At 31.9% G+C, this 21,580-nt stretch carries 15 protein-coding genes; 10 read left to right on the top strand and 5 right to left on the bottom strand.

Features of this window, described 5'->3' with window-relative positions; genetic code table 11:
- Window positions 1-3: 3 nt before the first annotated feature.
- Together AB2B44_RS01600 and AB2B44_RS01595 are read right to left on the bottom strand one after the other, a co-directional pair.
- Window positions 4-1,587, bottom strand: coding sequence for a SusD/RagB family nutrient-binding outer membrane lipoprotein (locus tag AB2B44_RS01600; RefSeq protein ID WP_369047802.1), 1,584 nt, complete (start codon window positions 1,585-1,587; stop codon window positions 4-6).
- A gap of 24 nt (window positions 1,588-1,611) precedes the next feature.
- Entirely contained in the window at window positions 1,612-4,656 is a 3,045-nt protein-coding gene (locus tag AB2B44_RS01595) for a SusC/RagA family TonB-linked outer membrane protein (protein WP_369047801.1), read from the bottom strand.
- 189 nt (window positions 4,657-4,845) lie between these two features.
- Between AB2B44_RS01595 and AB2B44_RS01590 the strand changes: the two genes are divergently transcribed.
- Window positions 4,846-6,117, top strand: a complete 1,272-nt coding sequence (locus AB2B44_RS01590) for a helix-turn-helix transcriptional regulator (RefSeq protein WP_369047800.1) — start codon at window positions 4,846-4,848, stop codon at window positions 6,115-6,117.
- A 107-nt stretch (window positions 6,118-6,224) separates the two neighbouring features.
- On the opposite strand, the gene gcvP is transcribed toward AB2B44_RS01590, so the two are convergent.
- A complete protein-coding gene (gcvP, locus tag AB2B44_RS01585; RefSeq protein ID WP_369047799.1) occupies window positions 6,225-9,074 on the bottom strand; it encodes an aminomethyl-transferring glycine dehydrogenase in 2,850 nt (949 codons plus the stop codon).
- A 156-nt stretch (window positions 9,075-9,230) separates the two neighbouring features.
- Here gcvP and AB2B44_RS01580 point away from each other — a divergent pair, with 156 nt between their 5' ends.
- Together AB2B44_RS01580 and serA are read left to right on the top strand one after the other, a co-directional pair.
- Window positions 9,231-10,040, top strand: coding sequence for a hypothetical protein (locus AB2B44_RS01580; protein ID WP_369047798.1), 810 nt, complete (start codon window positions 9,231-9,233; stop codon window positions 10,038-10,040).
- A gap of 177 nt (window positions 10,041-10,217) precedes the next feature.
- Window positions 10,218-12,110, top strand: coding sequence for a phosphoglycerate dehydrogenase (gene serA / locus AB2B44_RS01575; protein WP_369047797.1), 1,893 nt, complete (start codon window positions 10,218-10,220; stop codon window positions 12,108-12,110).
- A gap of 27 nt (window positions 12,111-12,137) precedes the next feature.
- Here the strand turns inward: serA and AB2B44_RS01570 are convergent, their stop codons facing one another.
- Window positions 12,138-13,331 (bottom strand): NlpC/P60 family protein, encoded by a 1,194-nt coding sequence (locus AB2B44_RS01570; protein ID WP_369047796.1) that lies wholly within the window; start codon window positions 13,329-13,331, stop codon window positions 12,138-12,140.
- Between the two features lie 90 nt (window positions 13,332-13,421).
- On the opposite strand from AB2B44_RS01570, the gene kynU reads away from it, so the two are divergent.
- From kynU to prfB, 7 genes are all read left to right on the top strand, one after another.
- Window positions 13,422-14,702 (top strand): kynureninase, encoded by a 1,281-nt coding sequence (gene kynU, locus AB2B44_RS01565; protein ID WP_369047795.1) that lies wholly within the window; start codon window positions 13,422-13,424, stop codon window positions 14,700-14,702.
- A gap of 19 nt (window positions 14,703-14,721) precedes the next feature.
- Window positions 14,722-16,158 (top strand): FAD-dependent monooxygenase, encoded by a 1,437-nt coding sequence (locus AB2B44_RS01560; protein WP_369047794.1) that lies wholly within the window; start codon window positions 14,722-14,724, stop codon window positions 16,156-16,158.
- 60 nt (window positions 16,159-16,218) lie between these two features.
- On the top strand, window positions 16,219-16,758 hold the full coding sequence (locus tag AB2B44_RS01555) for a DUF1697 domain-containing protein (protein WP_369047793.1): 540 nt from the start codon (window positions 16,219-16,221) through the stop codon (window positions 16,756-16,758).
- 227 nt (window positions 16,759-16,985) lie between these two features.
- A complete protein-coding gene (locus AB2B44_RS01550; protein WP_369047792.1) occupies window positions 16,986-17,516 on the top strand; it encodes a 3-hydroxyanthranilate 3,4-dioxygenase in 531 nt (176 codons plus the stop codon).
- A 28-nt stretch (window positions 17,517-17,544) separates the two neighbouring features.
- On the top strand, window positions 17,545-18,630 hold the full coding sequence (locus AB2B44_RS01545; protein ID WP_369047791.1) for an amidohydrolase family protein: 1,086 nt from the start codon (window positions 17,545-17,547) through the stop codon (window positions 18,628-18,630).
- Between the two features lie 154 nt (window positions 18,631-18,784).
- The gene (locus tag AB2B44_RS01540) at window positions 18,785-19,279 is read left to right on the top strand and encodes a hypothetical protein (RefSeq protein WP_369047790.1); all 495 of its coding nucleotides are present in this window, start codon (window positions 18,785-18,787) and stop codon (window positions 19,277-19,279) included.
- Between the two features lie 203 nt (window positions 19,280-19,482).
- Entirely contained in the window at window positions 19,483-20,577 is a 1,095-nt protein-coding gene (gene prfB / locus AB2B44_RS01535; RefSeq protein ID WP_369047789.1) for a peptide chain release factor 2, read from the top strand.
- Between the two features lie 2 nt (window positions 20,578-20,579).
- On the opposite strand, the gene prmC is transcribed toward prfB, so the two are convergent.
- Window positions 20,580-21,452, bottom strand: coding sequence for a peptide chain release factor N(5)-glutamine methyltransferase (prmC, locus tag AB2B44_RS01530; protein ID WP_369047788.1), 873 nt, complete (start codon window positions 21,450-21,452; stop codon window positions 20,580-20,582).
- Between the last annotated feature and the right edge of the window lie 128 nt (window positions 21,453-21,580).

The following is a 21,580-nucleotide window of genomic DNA, read 5'->3' as shown; positions in this document are numbered from 1 at the left end:
TTTTTATTTTATAAATCCTGCAGGGTTTTTATCCCAGAAGACTTGTGTGGTTTTAGGTCTTTGATCAATTGATGAATTATTCGTAACTACATCTCTTGGAATAGCAAAGGTTCTTGGAAAAGGAATGTTTTCATCTTTAATAGGCGCTTGTATATTTGATGGATATCCTGTTCTTCTATATCCGTTATATGATTCGATAGAATTACCAAAACTCGCTATATAGTATTCTCGTAAAACAATATCTAATTTTCCATCGTCATCTGCTGAATTATATTCGTCTAAAACAGCGGTTACATAATCATCTATGTTATCACTAGTAGCCGCAAAGCTAGAGCTGGTTGTAGCGGGGTTAAAATTTACGACTTTGTCTATCGAAGCGCGTATTCCTTTTTCTAATAAAGTAGCAGCATCTCCGTTAGCCCCTAAAGATAATACTGCTTCTGCCTTTAAAAAATCGACAAACGATGAGGTTATTATTGGTAAAATTCCTGCTCCACCAAGGTTGGTTGTTTTATTGGCAGGCTCAAAGTTGTCTTCATCAAAAGCACCTCCAATTGGGTAAACGCCATACGTGGTTTTTTTATACCCGTCAGCAGGTCGGCTATCATCGTCTCCGTGGTCTCTTCCCCAATAAAAATCACCTACATAACAATAATCGTAATTAGGTTTTCCTTCACATCTTAAATAATCACCCGTACTGTCGTCTTGAGGGTTAACACCAATTTGTCGATATAGGTAATATCGAAGTCTAGGGTCTGTTGTAGTTTTAGAATCTTTTAATAACCATATAAAATAATTCCCGATATACGATGAAAAATCATTATTAGTGTATGAAACAGAGTTAAAAAGGGGATGTCTACTATCAAGACCAGTATTAGCACTGGTAGAATATTTAAAAACAAAGTCTTCACTTGCATCAGAAATTAAGTTGTCTTCTGAAATAAGAGTATTAATAGCATCAACATCTCCCATATTTAAATACATTTTTAATTTTATGGTGTTTGCCAACTTAATCCAAAGTTTATTATCTCCACCAAAATATAAATCGGTTGAAGGAACAGTAACTGTATTATTTAAATCAGTAATAGCTAAATCGAGTTCTGCTAAAAGGTTGTTGTAAATTTCTTCGTCATCGTCAGCCTTAGGGTGAAAATTGTTGGGGTCGTTAGCTTCTGAATAGGGTACATCACCTAAGTAATCAACAAGGGTTGCCATAGCATACGCTTTTAATATTTTTGCTGCCCCCCTGTGAAACTTAAACTTTGGATTTTCAGCCACATATTGTTCGAGTATTTTTACATTTTCATTTAGTTCATAAACATCGCTCCACGCAGAGTTTAATGCTGCTGGGTCTGCTATTTGGTTATAATTACCATTCATTGAAATATATCGCATGATTTTATTAGTTTCATCAATAAATTCAAAGGTGGCTTCACTAAGTAACACCTGTACTTCATTTAAAACGAAATCAGGGTCTGCCGAACTAGGGGTTAATTTGTTCGGATTGTCTTGAAGGTCGAAATCAAAAACTTCACAAGAAGTAAACAGTGAGGTTAATGCTAGACAGAATATTATTATTTTTTTCATAATGATATGACTTTATTTTTTTTGTTAAAATGTAAATGCTAATGATAAAGAATATCTAGAGGTTGTTGGGGTTCTTGTTTCGTCATCACTAGTGTCTAATTCAGGATCGATATTGGTGTATTTAGGAAATCCTGGTGCTTTATAGAAAATATTTCTACCACTAAGGGTGAGTGCTAAGGTTTCAAAAGGTAATTTTTTGAAACGTTTTTTGGTTAAATTGTAACCAAAAGCTATTTCTCTTATTCTAAATAAAGAAGTGTCAAAAGTTGCCAAATCGTCTGCATTGTAAAAGTGATTAAAAGCAATATCGCCACCATTTAATTGTATCGTGTTTTGAATGGTGTTTCCGTTAGCATCAAGATAAGGCTCTCCTGTTGAAGGGTCGCCATATACCCCAGGTATTACAAAAGTTCCTTCTCTATTTTCAGTGTCTTTAGTAACCCCTCTTCGTATTAAATCATCGGCTAAATCAGAATATGATTCGCCACCATGTGTATATTCAATTTGGGCAGAAAGTGTAAAATCTTTGTAGGTAAATGTGTTGATGTTTGTTAATTGCCAATCTGGGTTAGGGTCGCCTATAACTTTGTCATTTAAGCCTACTTCATCACTTGTTATTATATGACCGTTATTAGGGTTAATTAAGTAGTTTCCTTGCTCGTCTCTCATAACATAATCGCCTAGTATAACGCCAAAAGGTTGCCCTTCAATAGCCCTTTTTCTACCGCCAAGACTTACATCTCCTGTAGGTAAGCTTATAACCTCAGATTCATAGGCGTTAAATAAATTTCTAAAATTCCAGTTAAAACCTTCTTTTTTAATAATGTCAATACCTAAATCTACTTCAACACCTCTAGTGTCAATTCTACCTGCATTTATAAGAGTTTCTTTAAAACCAACATCTCTTGATAAATCAGTTAGTAGTATTTGATTGTTAGAAATTCTTTTATAAACAGAGGCATCTAAAGAAACTCTGTTGTTAAATAATTTGCTTTCAATACCAATTTCTACCTCTTTATGTAATTCAGGTTTTAAATTAGGGTTAGCTAAAAATCGGTCGCTACTGTTTGTTATAATGCTTCCATAATCAGGGCTTACAAAACGTATAGGGTTAGTTGTAAGTATGGTTCTTGTACTATAAGCATCAGGGTAGCCTGAAGAAGTTGCATATGCTCCTCTTAATTTTAAATATCGAATAGCTTTTGTGTCGAAATTAAATGCTGATGTAGGGATAAAAGATACAGAAACACCAGGGTAAAATAATTGTCTGTTTTCTGGTTCTACTGTTGAGCCCCAATCGTTTCTTCCTGAAAGGTTTAAGTATAAAAAATTATCGTAAGAAAAACCTAATTGGGCAAATGCACCTGCTAGATTTTCTTCTATTTCTTTATATTTATTTTGTTGAAAAGAGAAGTTACTAGGTCTTAAAAATCCATATACAATTTGGTTACTATTAAGCGAATTACTTTCGCTAATGTTTGTTAATTTTCCATTAACCCCTGCTTGAGCGTCTAAACCAATTTTTTCTGAAAGCTTATAGTTGGCATTAATCATAGCTGTTTGGTCAACTACTACCTTTTTGGTATTGCCAATATTTAAGAAACCAAATTCAAAATCATCTATGCCCCCTTTATTAGAATAGTCGAACTCAGCGTTGTTTTCATTAACATAACCAATACGATAGGTTGCATTTATATTATCGTTAAAGGTGTAAGTACCATTAAAAGTGCCGTATACTCTGGTAACATTATCGTTTTTATTAGTATTGTTGATTAACCAATTTGGGTTTAAACTACTACGGTAGTATACATTGCGACCTTGCGAATCTTGGTAAGGTAAGTTAAATACATCAATATTTCTAGGGATATAAAATAGCAAATCAAACAACTCTTTTTCGTCATAAGAGTTTCTTTTTCTAGTAGAATAGTTTAATGTAGTGCTTATTTTTAATTTTTCTGATATTTGACTAGCCCCACCTACACCGATATTTAATCGTTTAAAATCATTGTTACCAATAATTCCTTCTTCATCAGTATATCCTACAGAGAAATTTAGTCTTGTAGACTTTTGTGAAGTTGTTATGTTTAAAGAAGTTGTAGAACCAACACCATCTCTAAAAAAATTTCTCACATTATTTTTTGCAGCTTTATAAGGTATCATTAATCCGTTATATTCAGGAAATTCTGTTTTTCCAGAATAAGGGTGTAAAACAAAGTCGAGTGAGTCAAATCTTGGACCCCAAGTACCAAGGTTACCTCCTACAAAGTTAAAATCTGAACCTTGCCCGTATTTGTTTTGATAATCGGGTAAGCCAGAAACTGTATTTACATAAGTTGTTTGAGAAGCGCTTATGCTAAGTTTTTGTTCCTCAAGTTTACTCGATCCATTTTTTGTTTGAATTAAAATAACCCCATTTCTTCCTTCACTACCATAAAGTACAGAAGCATTTAACCCTTTTAAAACATTAATGCTTTCAATGTTGTTTGGGTCGATATCTAATAAGTTGCCAGAAAAAGGAACATTGTTTACCACAATTAACGGGCTGTTTTCTCCATTAATAGATAAACTACCCCTGATGGTTATATTGGTAGGTTCTCCTGAGCTTCCACTAGCTGCATTAATTTGAACCCCTGCAACTTTACCTTGTAAAGCTCTAGAAACATCTGCTTCAGGTTTGTTTTCTATTTCTTTACTTTTTAATGTAGAAATAGCATATCCTAAGGCTTTTTTCTCTTTTTTAATACCTTGAGCTGTTACAACTACTTCATCTAAAACAGCAGAGTCTTCTTTTAATGTAACGTTAATTGTTGATTTTTCAGAAACGGTAATTTCTTGAGTGCTCATTCCAACAAAACTAAAAACAAGAATGTCTCCACTTTTAGCTTCTATGCTGTACTGACCATCAAAATCTGTTTCAGTACCTGTTGTAGTGTTTTTAATAATAATGGCTACGCCAGGTAAAGGACCAGCACTGTCTGATACCACACCTTTTATTGTTTTAGTTTGGGCAAGTGTAATATGCACCAAAATAAAACAAACGAGAGTTGTAAATAATTTTTGTGTTTTCATTGTAGATGTAAAATTTTAAATGATTTGATTTTGAGCTAATTCTTTCGGTTGCAAGATTGTTTTTTTTAACGCAGCAATAAAAAAACAACATCCTATTAACCTACTACAAATGAATTTTTAAGCTATATTAACCTACTATAACACTTAAATTGATTTATTTTTTTATTTTTAATTTTTTAAAATCATAGAATGAAGTACTTTTTTTACACCTACCTATTTATAACTATTTTTTTTACAGCTAATATTTCTGGACAAGAAAAAATTATAAAACAAGGAGATGTTTGGAAGTATTATGACACTGGAATTCCTGCTTCAAATTGGACAAGTTTAGTTTTTTCTGATAAAGAATGGAAAGAAGGGATATCTCCTTTGGGTTATGGAGATAAATTAATTAAAACGGAATTAAACTATGGTTTAGATCCAGATCATAAAGATTTGGTTAAGTTTTTTAGAAAAAAGATTGTACTAAAAAGTCCTTTTGATTATTTAATGTATGAATTAAAAGTGCAAAGAGATGATGGTATTGTTATTTATGTTAATGGAAGGGAGATTGAAAGAGATAATATGCCTGAAGGTAAAATAGATTATCAAAAAACTACGGCTATTAGTTTAATACATAATACTAAAAACGAGTCTTTTTTTCATAGCTTTTTTTTAACTCCTGATGTTTTTGCTGAAGGAACCAATGTTATTGCTGTTTCTGTACATCAAGCTACTAGGGCATCTTCTGACTGTATTTTTAATTTAGAACTGATAGGTCATAATGAAGCTAGTGTGCTGCCTTTAGTGTTAAGAGAAAAATCTATTAAAAACTTAAAAATAGAATCGAATTTAAAAGAGTTAAACGCAAAGTTACTTGTTGAAAAGAAAGACTTAGAAATAAATTTTTTAAAAAACTTGTTATATACTCTTTTGTTGATTGCATTGGTTGGCTTAGGTATTTTAATTTATAGAATTTATGTTTTGAAAAAGCAAAAGCAAAAGTCGAAACATAAAATAAAAAAATTAAAAAAAGTAAATGAGATAAAAGACAAAGAATTGATGAATAATTCGTTAAAACTGGTGCATAATCAAAATTTATTTGAGGATATAAAAAATAATTTAGAAGAAAGCTTAACACTTGATGAAGGTTTGTTAAAAAAGAGTGTCAAGAAAAGAATTCAAAACATCGATCACAATATTGATCAAAATGAAGAATGGATACGATTGTTGGGATATTTTAACTCTGTACATAAAGGTTTTGTAGAGTTTTTAAAAAGAGAATATAATACCTTAACTGATCTTGAATTACGGCATTGTGTATTTATTAAATTACAAATGCAAACAAAAGAAATTGCAAATATTTTACATGTAAATCCTCGGTCTGTACAAGCAACTCGTTATAGAATAAAAAAGAAAATGGATTTACCTGAAGAAGTTGATTTACGAGATTATTTATTAAGCATTAATACAAACGCATAGGTTAATATACATTTGTTTAACGTGAAAAAAATAAATTTTTAGCTGTAAAAATAAACCCCGATGTTGTTTATCGGGGTTTGTTTTTGTTAAGACGTTTGTAGAATGTATTATTCTGTTATATAATCTTCAATAGGATTACAAGAACAAATTAAGTTTCTATCACCAAAAGCATCATCAACCCTGCGAACCGAAGGCCAAAATTTGTTGTCAGCAATATAGGCTAACGGAAAAGCGGCTTGTTTACGAGTATAAGGTAAGTTCCACTCGTCAGCGGTTAACATTTCTTGGGTGTGGGGTGCATTTTTTAGCGGGTTGTTAATGTTGTCTTTCGTGGTGTTTTCAATTTCTTCTTTAATACTAATTAAAGCATCACAAAAACGATTTAATTCTTCAATACTTTCAGACTCGGTAGGTTCTACCATAAGAGTTCCTGCTACAGGGAATGATACCGTAGGTGCATGAAATCCATAGTCCATTAAACGTTTAGCAATGTCGACTACTTCTATTCCATTTTGTTTAAATTCACGACAGTCTAAAATCATTTCGTGTGCAGCACGTCCTTTTTCACCAGTATATAAGGTTTGGTAATAACCCTGTAAGCGTTCTTTAATATAATTTGCATTTAATATGGCTGTTTTAGTAGAATTGGTTAAACCATTTTCGCCTAACATGGTAATGTATCCATACGATATTAAACAAACTAAAGCAGAACCCCAAGGGGCAGCAGAAATAGCAGAAATAGCTTTTTCACCTCCAGTAGCAACCACTGGATTTGAGGGTAAAAAGGGTGCTAATTTTTCATTTACACAGATTGGACCAACTCCTGGGCCACCGCCACCGTGAGGAATAGCAAATGTTTTGTGTAAATTTAAGTGACAAACATCGGCTCCAATAGAGGCTGGATTAGTTAAGCCTACTTGGGCATTCATGTTTGCGCCGTCCATATACACCAATCCGCCATTATCATGAATAATTTGAGTAATTTCTTTAATGGCTCTTTCAAATACTCCATGAGTAGAAGGGTAGGTAACCATTAAAGCGGCTAAGTTATCTTTATGTAAAGTCGCTTTTGCGCGTAAGTCTTCTACATCTATATTACCTCGTTCATCAGTTTTGGTAACTACTACTTTCATACCTGCCATAACTGCTGAAGCAGGGTTTGTACCATGTGCTGAAGCAGGAATTAAACAGATGTTTCTATGTAAATCGCCTTTAGCTTCGTGATAAGCTCTAATAGTCATTAATCCAGCAAATTCACCTTGGGCACCAGAGTTGGGTTGTAATGAAGTGCTCGCAAAACCAGTAATTACATTTAATTGTTTTTCTAAATTTTTTAGTACAATTTGATAACCTTCTGCTTGGTTTATAGGTGCAAAAGGATGAATATTGCCCCATTGTGGATTACTTAAAGGTAACATCTCTGAGGCTGCATTTAATTTCATAGTACAAGAACCTAACGAAATCATAGAATGATTTAAGGCTAAATCTTTTCGTTCAAGTTTTTTAATATAACGCATCATTTCGGTCTCTGATTGATATGTATTAAAAATTACATTATCTAAAAATGATGTGTTTCTTTTTACACTGTCAGCAATGGCATCAGAAAGTGCTAATTCGCTAACGGTTATGTCTTTTATATTAAAAGCTTGTTCAAAACAATCGACTATTGCGTTAATTTCGTTAATTCCAACCGTTTCATTTAACGAAATAGAAATATGATTGTCGTCTATATAATTAAAATTAATAGCATTTTTTTCGGCTATTGGGCGTAAAATTTTTGATTCTACTTCTAAGTATATAGTGTCGAAATATGAGGTGTTTAATTGTTTAAATCCTAAATTGGTTAAAGCCTTTTCTAAGGTAGTGGTTGCTTTATGAACCGTGTTGGCAATGTATTCGATACCACTTTTTCCATGATATACAGCATACATGCCTGCCATAACCGCTAATAATACTTGTGCGGTACAAATATTAGAGGTTGCTTTTTCTCGTTTAATATGTTGTTCTCGGGTTTGTAGTGCCATTCGTAAGGCGTTGCCTCCATCAGCATCTTTTGTAACACCAATAATACGACCTGGAATATTTCGTTTATAAGTTTCTTTGGTGGCAAAATACCCTGCATGAGGGCCTCCATACCCTAGTGGTATGCCAAAACGTTGTGTTGACCCCACAACCACATCAGCACCAAATTCTCCAGGGGCTTTTAATTTTGCTAATGATAAAATATCGGCAGCTACCGCTACTTTAATATTTTTTGCATTACAGTTTGCTGCAAAATCGGTATAGTCATAAACCTGACCATATTTACCAGGGTATTGTACGATAGCTCCGAAGAATTCTTCAGAAAAATCAAAATTTTGATGATTTCCAACGACTAATTCAATACCGATAGGGGTTGATCGAGTTTTTAATACAGATAAAGTTTGTGGTAAAATTTCTTCTGAAACGAAAAATTTATGCACACCTGCTTTTTTTTGAGCTCGGTCACGTACATCAAATAATAAAGCCATAGCTTCTGCTGCAGCTGTTGCTTCATCTAATAAAGAAGCATTGGCTAGCTCCATACCTGTTAAATCACAAACCATGGTTTGGTAATTTAATAGTGCTTCGAGTCTACCTTGTGCAATTTCTGCTTGATAAGGAGTATATGCGGTATACCATCCTGGATTTTCAAAAATGTTTCGTTGTATTACACTTGGAGTAATACTTTCATTGTAACCTAAACCAATATAACTTTTAAAAACTTTATTTTTTAATCCTAATTTGTTAATATGATTTAAATATTCATATTCACTCATTGCTGGTGCTAAGCTTAAAGGATTTTTTAAACGGATATCATCAGGTATTGTTTCGTAAATTAATTGTTCTAAATTGTCTACACCGATAGTTTTTAACATTAATTCTTGGTCTTTTTTACGAGGACCTATATGTCTTGCTTGAAACAAATTTGTATTCATTTATAGGGAATTATGTGGTTTAGTTTTTGTCAAAAAAATAATGCCCCCAAAAGTAATTAAAATTAACCAAATTTTAAGCTGTTGTAAATGGTGAAATAAATATTTTTTTCACTAAAAAATAAAGGTTAACCTTAGAAAGGTTACTTTTGTGTTATTATGTTTTTTAAAAAAGGGTTCAATTTTTATATCAATGCAAGTGTTCATGTGGCATTTTCGAGCTATGTGTTTATGAGAATTACCGAATTGTACTTTGGTTTACCTTATAATAAAGCATTAGATTATTTTGTTTTTTTTGGTACTATTACGGGATATAATTTTGTTAAATATGCAGGTGTGGCTAAACTACACCATCGTAGTTTAACAAAAAACTTAAAAATAATACAGATTTTTTCTTTCATCTGTTTTGGGTTAATGTGTTATTATGCAATTAAGTTAAGTTTAAGAACGATAGTGTTTATAGGCTTTTTTTGTTTATTAACGTTTCTTTATGCAATTCCTTTTTTAAGTGGGTTTCAAAAAAATTTACGGTCTGTAGGGTATTTAAAAATTATAATTGTAGCACTGGTATGGGCGGGGGTTACCGTATTAGTTCCTGTTTATGACGCTCATAAAGCACTTAATTTAACAGTCTATTTAACCGCATTACAACGCTTTTTATTAATTCTAGTTTTAATTTTGCCTTTTGAAATTAGAGATATGCAATACGATGCTATTTCGTTAGACACGATTCCGAGAAGAATAGGTATAGCAAATACTAAAAAATTAGGATATGTTTTATTAATTTTTTGTTTGGTTCTCGAATTTATTATTACTTCAAATACTCATTTTAAAACTATTTTTTTAATCGTTTTTTTTAGTATTTTGTCCTTATTGATGCGGGCAACTACAAAGCAATCAAAATATTATAGTTCGTTTTGGGTAGAGGCAATTCCTATTTTTTGGTATATTTCACTAGTTGTTTTTTAAGTAGGAATATATTTATTGTTTTTTTGCAAAAAAAAGAATAATCTGTTATTATTTAAGATTAAATTTTCTGATTTTCTTAAAAATCAGAATCAAACGGTTTTAAAACTATATTTTTTAATAAAACATTTGTAAATTCGTCCTCTTAAAAAAATGCTACGAGGGTAAAATTTAAAGGGTATGAAAGTAGTAAAACGGAATTTTGTTTTCGATTTCGATAGCACACTTACAAGTGTTGAGGCGTTAGATGTTTTGGCTGATATTAGCTTGGCAGAAAACCCTAAGAAAGAACAAATTACTCAAGAGATAGTCGAAATTACTAACCGTGGTATTGATGGTCTAATTTCATTTACCGAGTCGTTAGAAACACGAATAAAATTATTAAAAGCAAAAAAAACAGACTTACCCTTATTAATAGAAAAGCTAAAGCAAAAAGTATCTCCCTCAATTGAAAGAAATAAAGAGTTTTTTGAAAATTTTTCACAAGATATTTATGTCATATCTTGTGGTTTTAAAGAATTTATAGACCCTATTGTAGCCGAATACAATATACCGTCAGAAAGAGTGTTTGCTAATACCTTTGAATTTGATAAAGAAGGGGTAATTACGGGTTTTGACAGGTGTAATGTTTTATCGGTTCATAACGGAAAAATTCAATGTTTAAGAGACTTGAATTTAAACGGAGAAGTTCAGGTAATTGGTGATGGTTATAGTGATTATGTAACTAGAGAAGCAGGTGTTGCTGATACATTTTTTGCATATACCGAAAATATATCGAGAGAAAAAACCATTGCAAATGCCGATTATATTACCCCAAATTTAGATGAATTTTTATACATAAATAAGTTGCCTAGAAACATATCATATCCCAAAAACAGAATTAAAATCTTATTGTTAGAAAATGTGCATTCTGATGCCTTTACAAAATTAACAAACGACGGATTTTCAGTAGAAATAATAACTCGAAGTTTATCTGAGGAAGAACTGATAGAAAAACTTAAAGACGTACACGTTATAGGTATTCGTTCTAAAACCAAGATTACACGAAAAGTAATTGAATCTGCGCCTAAATTAATGGTAGTTGCCGCTTTTTGTATTGGAACTAAACAAATAGATTTAGAGGTAGCAAAAGAAAACGGAATCGTGGTTTTTAATGCGCCTTATAGCAATACACGTTCTGTAGTAGAATTGGCTATTGGTGAAATTATTATGTTAATGCGTAGCGTTTTTCAACGTAGCACGGAAATACATAATGGGCAATGGAATAAAACCGCTCAAGGATCGAGAGAAGTACGCGGAAAAAAATTAGGTATTGTTGGTTATGGTAATATCGGTAAACAACTTTCGGTACTAGCAGAATCGTTAGGTATGGATGTTTATTATTATGATATAGAAGATAAACTAGCGCTCGGAAATGCTACAAAAGTAGATGTTTTATCAGATTTGTTAGCCCTTTCTGATGTGGTTACACTTCATGTTGATGATAATCCAGCCAATAAAAATTTCTTTGGAGAGCAAGAAATAAGTCAAATGAAAGATGGTGCTTACTTAATAAATCTTTCTCGTGGCTTTGTAGTAGATATAGACGCTTTGGTGGTGGCATTAAAGTCAGGAAAGATAGCAGGAGCAGCTATAGACGTATATCCAGAAGAACCTCGAAAAAATGGTGAATTTCAAACGAAATTAAAAGGATTAAATAATGTAATACTAACTCCTCATGTAGGGGGAAGTACTGAAGAGGCTCAAAAAGATATTGCTGATTTTGTTCCTAATAAAATTATGGGATATATTAATTCGGGAAATACGGTTGATGCTGTAAACTTTCCAAATATAAGATTACCAAGACAAACCAAGGCACACCGATTTTTACATATACACAAAAATATTCCGGGTGTTATGGCAAAGATTAATAAAGTATTGGCAAAATATGAGCTTAATATTACAGGGCAATACTTATCTACCGATGAAAAAGTAGGCTATGTAATTACTGATTTAGACAAAAAATATAATCAAGAAGTTGTTTCAAAACTTCGAAAAGTTGAAGGAACAATTAAATTTAGAGTTTTATATTAAAAAAAACCTTTTAAAACAGGTTGGTTTTTAAGGTTTTATAGAGTTTGTTGTTTTTAAATTAGTGATTAAGGCATCTTTTTCGCCTAAATAACGCCGGCTACCTAGATATCGGTTTTTGTTAAACTTATCGTAGTTAGGTTCATTTTTGTCCATAGAACTTAAATGAACGTTTCCTGAAGAATGGATAAATTCTTTTTTGCCGTTTCCTAGCCAAATACCCACATGGGTTACACGTTGTTTTTTGTCTTTTGTAGCTTTTGTGCCAAAAAATAATAAATCGCCTTTTTGTAAACCTTTAAATTCTAAATTTGGATCTACAATTTTACCAGCTGTAATTTGTTGTGAAGCGTCTCTAGGAATGATAAAACCATTTTTTAAGTATACTGTTTTTGTAAAACCACTACAATCTAAACCTTTGGTAGAGGTGCCTCCCCATAAATAAGGAAATCCTATAAAAGTACGAGCAGCTTTTTCTATATGTTCTTCAGAAGCCGATATATTCTTTAACCAAATGTTGTAGTAATTTGCCTCGGTTTTTTTGATAAACCCTATTCTTTTATCAGGATATTCCACTTCAAAAAAATCACCAGATTCTTCTTTTAAGGCTAAAATGCTACCAAAAACAATATCAGAAACAATGCCTTTGGCGGTATTTTTTTCTTGATAAACATATCCAGAATTATTGGTGTAAATAATTTTTATTTTTTCTTTCCAATTTATTAGTTCATCAGAGGTAAGTAAGGTTATTCCACCATGATCAACCCATGAAATGTATTTGTCAGGGGTTTGTACTCTGTAAAAATCACCTTTTTTATCTAACACTTTTAATTCCATTCCTAAAAGGCCTTGTGTACCTAGTTCAGCCGAGTGTTTTGGGTTCGAACGAATGTTAATTACAGAATTATTACCTAAGGCGTATACTGTTTTTCCAACTGCCGAATCAGGTAAAACACGTACTTTATTTTTAAAATCAATAGCTTCTTTTTTTAAGCTGTCAATTAAAATAGTAAGTGTTTTTTTTGTAGTTGTTTCACCTGTTAAAACAAGTTGATTGTTTTTAAAATCAAACTTAATATCGAATAACTCAACACGCTTATCTGGAGCATTTTCTTTCTTTAAAAAGCTATAAAGATGCGCTATTTTTTTTGTGGTTTCAGTATTGTTTTTACAAGAACTAAAAAAAAATAAAAGCAGTAATAAAAAAGAGCTAAAGTATTTCATTAATAAATCATTTTTGGCTAAGGTACAAAAAACTAAAAAAGAATTGATTGATGTATAATTTCATATCTTTGAAAAGTAAGTTAACAACAAATGGATTACCAAAATACCCTACAATTTGCACAACAATTAGATAAAGAAGATACACTAGCGTACTTAAGGCATCAATTTTATATTCCAAAAGATCAAAAAGGCAATAACTGGCTCTATTTTACAGGAAATTCTCTTGGGTTACAACCCAAACAAACCCAGCAGTACATTCAGCAAGAATTAGAAGATTGGGCAAAATATGGGGTAGAAGGGCATTTTGAAGCTCGAAATCCGTGGATGCCTTACCATGAGTTTTTAACCAATTCAATGGCAAAAATAGTAGGTGCAAAACCATTAGAGGTTGTGATAATGAATACCCTAACGACTAATTTACATTTGTTAATGGTTTCTTTTTATCGACCTACAAAAACAAAATATAAAATTGTAATAGAAAGCGATGCATTTCCTTCAGATAGGTATGCGGTACAATCACAATTAAAATTTCATGGGTTTAATGCAGAAGATGGCTTGATAGAATGGAAATCTCGTGAAGGAGAAGAGTTGTTGCGTATTGAAGACTTAGAAAAAATAGTTGATACGCACGGAGATGAAATTGCATTATTGTTAATAGGGGGAGTAAATTATTATACAGGTCAATATTTAGATATTAAACGGATTGCTGAAATAGGGCATGCCAAAAATGCTATGGTTGGCATTGATTTAGCCCATGGAGCAGGAAACGTTTCTTTAAAATTACATGATAGTGGAGTAGATTTTGCTGCTTGGTGTACATATAAATATTTAAACTCAGGACCAGGTAGTTTAGCAGCTATATTTGTACATGAAAAACATGCATATAATAAAGGTTTGCCACGTTTTGCAGGTTGGTGGAACCATAATAAAGAAACACGGTTTAATATGCGCCAACCATTTGATGTAATGGCTGGGGCAGAAGGTTGGCAGTTGTCAAATCCGCCAATTTTATCAATGGCAGCAATTAGAGCCTCTTTAGATATGTTTGAGCAGGTGGGTATGGAAGCATTAAGGGCTAAATCAGAAAAACTAACTGGTTATTTCGAATACTTAATCAATCAGATTAATACAGATAGAATTAAAATAATTACACCGTCGAATCCAAAAGAAAGAGGGTGTCAATTATCGATTCAAGTAAAAAATGCAGACAAACAATTACATAAAAAGTTAATGGCACATCATGTAATTACAGATTGGAGAGAGCCAGATGTAATTCGTTGTGCACCAGTACCTATGTATAATAGTTTTGAAGATGTTTACAAAATGGTAGAATGTTTATCTTCTATTCTTTCTAAAAGTAAAGAAGTATAACTTTAAAAAAAGAAAAATTTTGAACACAAGTAATAAAAATTTAAAAGAGAAAAAAACCGAAGAAATACAAAAAGCTTCTGTTGTGATTATAGGGGCGGGATTATGTGGAAGCTTATTAGCATTGCGTTTAGCACAAAAAGGGTATAAGGTAAACTTGTACGAAAGTCGCCCAGATTTGCGGGTTACCGATATTTCGGCAGGGCGGTCAATTAACTTAGCACTATCTGATCGTGGGTTTAAAGCTCTTCGTTTATGTGGTGTAGAAGAAAAAGCACGTAAAATTTGTATTCCGATGTATGGGCGTTTAATACACGATAAACAAGGGAATACCTTTGCATCGAATTATTCAGGCAGAAAAGATGAGTATATCAATTCTATTTCAAGAGGAGATTTAAACGGAATTTTATTAACCGAAGCAGAAGCACATGAAAATGTAACTATAAATTTTAATACAGAATGTGTATCGGTAGATATTGAAAATACAGTTGCCCATTTTGTAAATCATCAAACAAACGAAGAGTTTTCGGTAGATGGAGAGGTGATTTTTGGAACAGATGGTGCAGGATCTGCATTGAGAAAAAGTTATTACTTAGAACGAAAATTTTTATTTAGTTACGCTCAAAATTTTCTTAAACATGGGTATAAAGAGCTAGAAATACCAGCAGATAAGTTAGGAAATCATCAAATAAGTAAAGATTATTTACATATTTGGCCTCGTGGACAATATATGCTAATTGCCTTACCTAATTTAGACGGAAGTTTTACCGTAACCTTATTTTTAAGTTATGATGAGGACGAGTATAATTTTAAAAATTTGACATCCGAAGAAAAAGTAACCGAGTTTTTTGAAAAAGAATTTTCAGACGCTTTAACGCTAATACCGAGTATAAAAGATGAGTTTTTTAACAATCCAACAGGGGCTTTAGGAACTGTAAAATGTTCGCCTTGGCATTACCAAAATAAAACGTTATTAATGGGCGATGCAGCTCACGCTATTGTTCCGTTTTACGGTCAAGGAATGAATGCTTCATTTGAAGATGTAACGGTTTTTGATACAATTTTAGACACGCATCAAGGAGATTGGGAAGCCACTTTTAAAGCATATGAAAAAGCTCGTAAAGAAGACACTGATGCTATTGCTGATTTAGCTATTGATAATTTTTACGAAATGCGCGATCATGTGGCAAACCCATTATTTAAACAAAAACGAAAGTTAGAGATGGATTTAGAAAAAACATTTCCAAATCAATATTTCTCAAAGTACTCTATGGTGACTTTTAACGAAGAAATTTCGTATTCAGAAGCGATGAAAAAAGGAAGGGCTCAAGACAAAGCTTTGTTAAATATGGTTGCACACCACGATTTAGATGTGATTACGGATTTAAATAAGGTATTAAAAAAGGTGCAACAAGAAACCAATGAAATTTTAGAAGAAGATAAAATTGCAGGGCTATAACCAAAATAAAACAAGAAATAATAGTGGTAGCTTGAACCTTTGACCTAACAAATAAAAAAAATGAAAAGATATATCGTTATACTAAGAGGAGTTAATGTTTCTGGAAAAAACAAACTCTCTATGGCTGAGTTACGAGATGTTTTAAATAAGTTAGGGTTTCAAAATGTGCAAACCTATATTCAAAGTGGTAATATTATTTTAGATTCTAAAGAAACAAAAGAAGTTGTTTGCCAAAAAATTAAAGAAGCGATAGCTTATAAATTTGGACATGAAATAGCGGTATTAGCTAGAACTCCACAAGAATGGCAAAAGACATTAGAAAACTATCCGTTTTCACAAGAAAATGAAAAAATAGTAGCTTTTGTGTTTTTAGATAAAATAACCAAAGAAACAGTTATTGAGGTCAAAGGAGTTAAAGAAGATAAATATAAGATTGTTGATGATGTAGTGTATTTATATTGTCCGTCTAGTTTTGCTAATACAAAACTAACAAACAATACAATTGAAAAGAAATTAAACGTTATAGCAACCACACGCAATTTAAAAACAACTAAAAAACTACTAGAGTTGGCTTGTTTAAACCTTTCAAAAGAGAGGTAGGGTAAGCAATGAAAATACAAAATAAACTCAAATTTATTATTGAGCTTTCTGCTAAGCTATGGTATTGAATGTGGGTTAAACAAAACGGTTGTAAAAGCATGTGTCCTTTTTACAAAAAATAAAGTTATGAAAAATAAGTATCTTTATAAAATCAATAAATAATAACTCCAATTTGCCCAGTTATGAGTTTCTCCCATATAAGGGAGGTTTAGGAGGGGCTTTAAAAAATGAGTAACTTAGTACAGCCTTTAAATTTTAAAAAATGGATTAATGACCATCGTCATTTACTAAAACCACCCGTAGGTAACAAATGTGTTTGGGATAATGGTGAATACATAGTAATGGTTGTTGGAGGGCCTAATAATAGAAAAGATTATCATTATAACGAAACCCCTGAGTTTTTCTATCAGGTAGAAGGTGATATGATTTTAAAAATAATTGATGATAAAGGTCAAATGATAGATGTTGAAATTAACGAAGGTGATATTTATTTATTGCCCGGTAAAGTACCACATTCACCACAACGAAAAGCGAATACAGTTGGGTTAGTTATAGAATACCCCCGTTCAAAAGGAATGATGGACGCTTTAGAATGGTATTGTGAAAACTGCGGAAACCCACTATATAGAGAAGAATTTGAATTGAAAAATATAGAAACAGATATGCCTGTAATTTTTGATAGGTATTATTCTGATAAAGAAAAATGCACTTGTAGTAAATGTAAAACGGTGATGGAAGCGCCGAATAAAATCAAATAATATTGTCTCTGTCCGAATAAAGCTATAAATGAAACAAAGAAAGTTAAGAATAAACGGACACTCTCATCTATTACCATATCCAGAAGAAATTCCGAAGTTTATGAAAGACAAAGGAATTTTTTGGGTAGATAAAGAAAGGAAATTCATGCTACAAAAAGATTGGAGCAGACCAGTAACTGACTCAAGCTTTTTTTTGAATGAAAAATTAGCATGGATGAATCATTTTAAAATAGATCATGCAGTAGTTTTAAACCTATCTCAATTATACGGAAACGGATTGCGTTTAGAAGAAATGAAACAAGCCCTGCGCTTTCAAAATGATTTTAATGCTAAAGTGCAGCTCGAAAATCCGTCGAAATTTACTTGTGGTTTTGTGGTGCATCCTGGTTTTGTTAGAGGTGCCTGTTGGGAAATAGAACGTTGTGTTGAGGTTTTAGGTATGCGTTTATTGTGTTTGCCAACCCATTATATGGATACCATTGGTACATGGCGTTGTATTTTTGATGAAGAAAACGAACCTATTTTTGAATTAGCGAACAAATACAATTTAGCAGTAGAAATTCATCCATATGATGGGGAAAAATTTATTAGACTACAAAATACGTCTTGGCGTTTTCATTTAATTTGGATGTTAGCACAATGTGCCGATGCTTACCATTTTTTTACCCTAAATGGGTATTACGAAAAATACCCAAATATGCGAGTTTGTTTTGCACATGGTGGGCAATTAGCTCAAATGAATTTAGGGCGCCGTATTCAAGGTTTTGATGGCAGACCCGATTTGTTTGAAGGAAAACAGCATCCTAGAAAAGCGGTTGGGCATAAAAACATTTTTTTTGACACCTTGGTTCATGATACAGGCTCATTAGAATTGTTAATTAAAAATCAAGGATTTAAACAGGTTTTAATTGGGTTAGATGACCCATATCCGCTGGGTGAAATGGAAAGTGATAAGCAGTCGTCGTATCCGGGTAAAATTTTAGATTTAGCAATCAAAAGAGAAATTATAACCGAAGATCAAAAAGATAAGATGTGGCAAGATAATGTACTACAATGGTTATTTGGCGATGACGAAAAATCAAAACAAGAATTAGTTGCCAAAATTTTACAATAACTTTAAAAAGAAACTAAATACGATTAATTAGGTTAGGCTTAGTATAAACAAGTTTTTTTTGATTTAGGTTTGTATTGTATAAAATAAATAAGACATAGTATATTAATTTATAAGTATTTTTCTATATTTGGTTATACAAACAAACTAACTTAACATGAATAAAAAATACGCATTTATTATAATTTTCATATTTGTTTCTTCAATGATTTTTTCTCAAAGCGATGATAATAAATTTTTAGACAATGTTCGCTTTGGTGGTGGGCTAGGTTTTGGTTTTGGCTCAAACAACACTACAATATCTCTCACACCAGTTGCCGTGTACGATTTTAATGAAGAGTTTTCACTGGGGGCTTCTTTAGGGTATATGTATAACAAATCGGGTGATTTTAAATCAAACATATATAGTTTTGGGTTACTATCATTATATAAACCAATATATCAAATTGAATTTTCGTTCGATTTAAAACAACTATTTATAAATAGAAGTTTTAGTACTACTAAAGATAATTATAGCTACCCGTCGTTAAATGTTGGTGCCGCTTATATTAGTCAAAAAGTGGCTTTAGGAATTCGGTATGATGTTTTATACAAAAAAGATAAAAGTGTTTATCCAAACGCTTTTTCACCTTTTATAAGGGTGCTCTTTTAATCGTTTAGTTTAACTTTTAGTTTATTTTTTGGTTAAAACTTAGCTTATTTTTGTAAAATAAGTTAGTAGTTTTCTGTCCAAAAAACATCTATTAAATAGGTAGTGATTACCTTTTTCACAGGTGTTTTATACCATTTGGTAAGCAATAGTGCATTAAATTAAATTCGATTTTCAACTATAATTTTTAAATGTATTTTTGTTGTATGATTACACACGACCAATTAAAAAATATTACGGACCGAATTAAAAAACTAAAAGGCTATCTAGAAATTGATAAAAAGTTAGTTGAAATTAGTAATGAAGAAGAAAAAACGGCTAATCCAGATTTTTGGAATAATCCAAAAGAAGCCGAAGTGGTAATGAAATCGATTCGATTTAAAAAAAAGTGGGTAGAAGATTACAACAAGGCACTTATGATGAGCGATGATTTAGCCGTTTTATATGATTTTTATAAAAATGGCGATGTTGATGAAAACGAAGTAGAAGAACAGTATAATAAAACAGTCGATTTTTTAGAAGATATTGAGTTTAAAAATATGCTTTCAGATGAAGGCGATAGCTTAAGTGCAACCGTTCAAATTACTGCAGGAGCAGGGGGTACAGAAAGTTGTGATTGGACGGCCATGCTTTATCGAATGTACTCTATGTGGGCAGAAAAACAAGGGTATAAAACAAAAACACTTAACTATCAAGAAGGTGATGTGGCGGGTATAAAAACAATTACTTTTGAGGTAGATGGCGATTATGCTTTTGGTTGGCTTAAGGGTGAAAACGGGGTGCATCGTTTGGTGCGGATATCTCCATTTGACAGTAATGCAAAACGACATACTTCTTTTGCCTCAGTATATGTATACCCTGTTGCTGATGATTCTATTGAAATTGAGGTAAACCCCGCAGATATAGAAATAACTACAGCTCGCTCTAGTGGTGCTGGTGGGCAAAATGTAAATAAGGTTGAAACAAAAGTGCAGTTAGTGCATAAACCTACAGGAATTCAAATACAATGTTCTAATTCTCGGTCACAACATGATAATAGAGCTACGGCTATGCAAATGTTAAAATCGCAATTGTACGAAATAGAATTACAAAAACGATTAGCCGCTCGTGACGAAATTGAAGCTAATAAATTAAAAAATGAGTGGGGTAGCCAAATTAGAAACTATGTAATGCATCCGTATAAATTAGTAAAAGATGTGCGTACGGGTTATGAATCGGGTAATGTAGATGCTGTAATGGATGGAAATATAGATCCCTTTTTAAAAGCGTATTTAATGATGATGGGGCAAAAAGATAGTTAAACCTACATATGCTTTTGAGCTTTAATCATTCTTTCGTTACCTAATAAATCTTTTCGTAATTTAATATTTGCAAACCCTTTTTTTGTTAGTAAATCAAGTGTTTCTTTACCTAAATATTGGTTTATTTCAAAAAAAAGCAATCCGTTTTTGGTTAGTTGTTTTTTAGCTAAATCAGCTATTTTGTCATAAAAAATTAAAGCATTATCATCGCTAACAAATAAAGCAGAATGAGGCTCATTTTGTAGCACATTATTTTTTATTTCAATTTTTTCTAATTCACGTACGTATGGTGGGTTAGAAACAATAATATCAAATTGATCAGCTAGTTGTTTTGTTTGTAGAATATCTTGTTGTACAAAAGCAATTTCAACACCATTTAATATTGCATTTTGCTCAGCAACTTTTAGGGCTTCTTTAGAAATATCGATGGCAGTTATATTGGCGTTAGTTAATTGCTTTTTTAAACTAATAGCAATGCAGCCTGTACCTGTACCGATGTCTAAAATAGATATTTGTTGTTTTTCTTTTTTCTTTTCTTTAATCGTATTAACATTGTTTAAAACCCATTCAACCAATTCTTCAGTTTCGGGTCTTGGAATCAAGGTGTGTGGGGTAACAATAAAGGGTAGCCCATAAAATTCAGTTTTACCTAAAATATATTGTAAAGGTTCTTCTTTTTTTAAACGCTCTAAAATTGTATTAAATTGCAGTAATTGATTTGATGAAATTATAAAGTCTGGATTTGAAAAAAAAGTAACAATTTCTAGATTTAATATTTCTTCGATTAGTTGAAAGAAAAAAGAATCGATTTCTGTTTTTGGATATATTTTTTCTAATTCTTTGGTAAAATAAATTCGATATTCTTTTATTTTCATACGTGTTTTGGCTTTGTGTGCGAAATCTTATTAGATACTTACCTTATTTATTTCTTTTTTATATTATTTTGTACCTGTATTTATCGAAGAATAAAACCAGAAGGTATCGTAGTAATATAGTACTTTTG

It is taken from the genome of Tenacibaculum sp. UWU-22, from assembly GCF_041021355.1.
Classification (GTDB): Bacteria; Bacteroidota; Bacteroidia; order Flavobacteriales; family Flavobacteriaceae; genus Polaribacter.
Note: the sequence above shows the minus strand (reverse complement) of the source record. Positions and strands in the feature narration are given on the sequence as shown.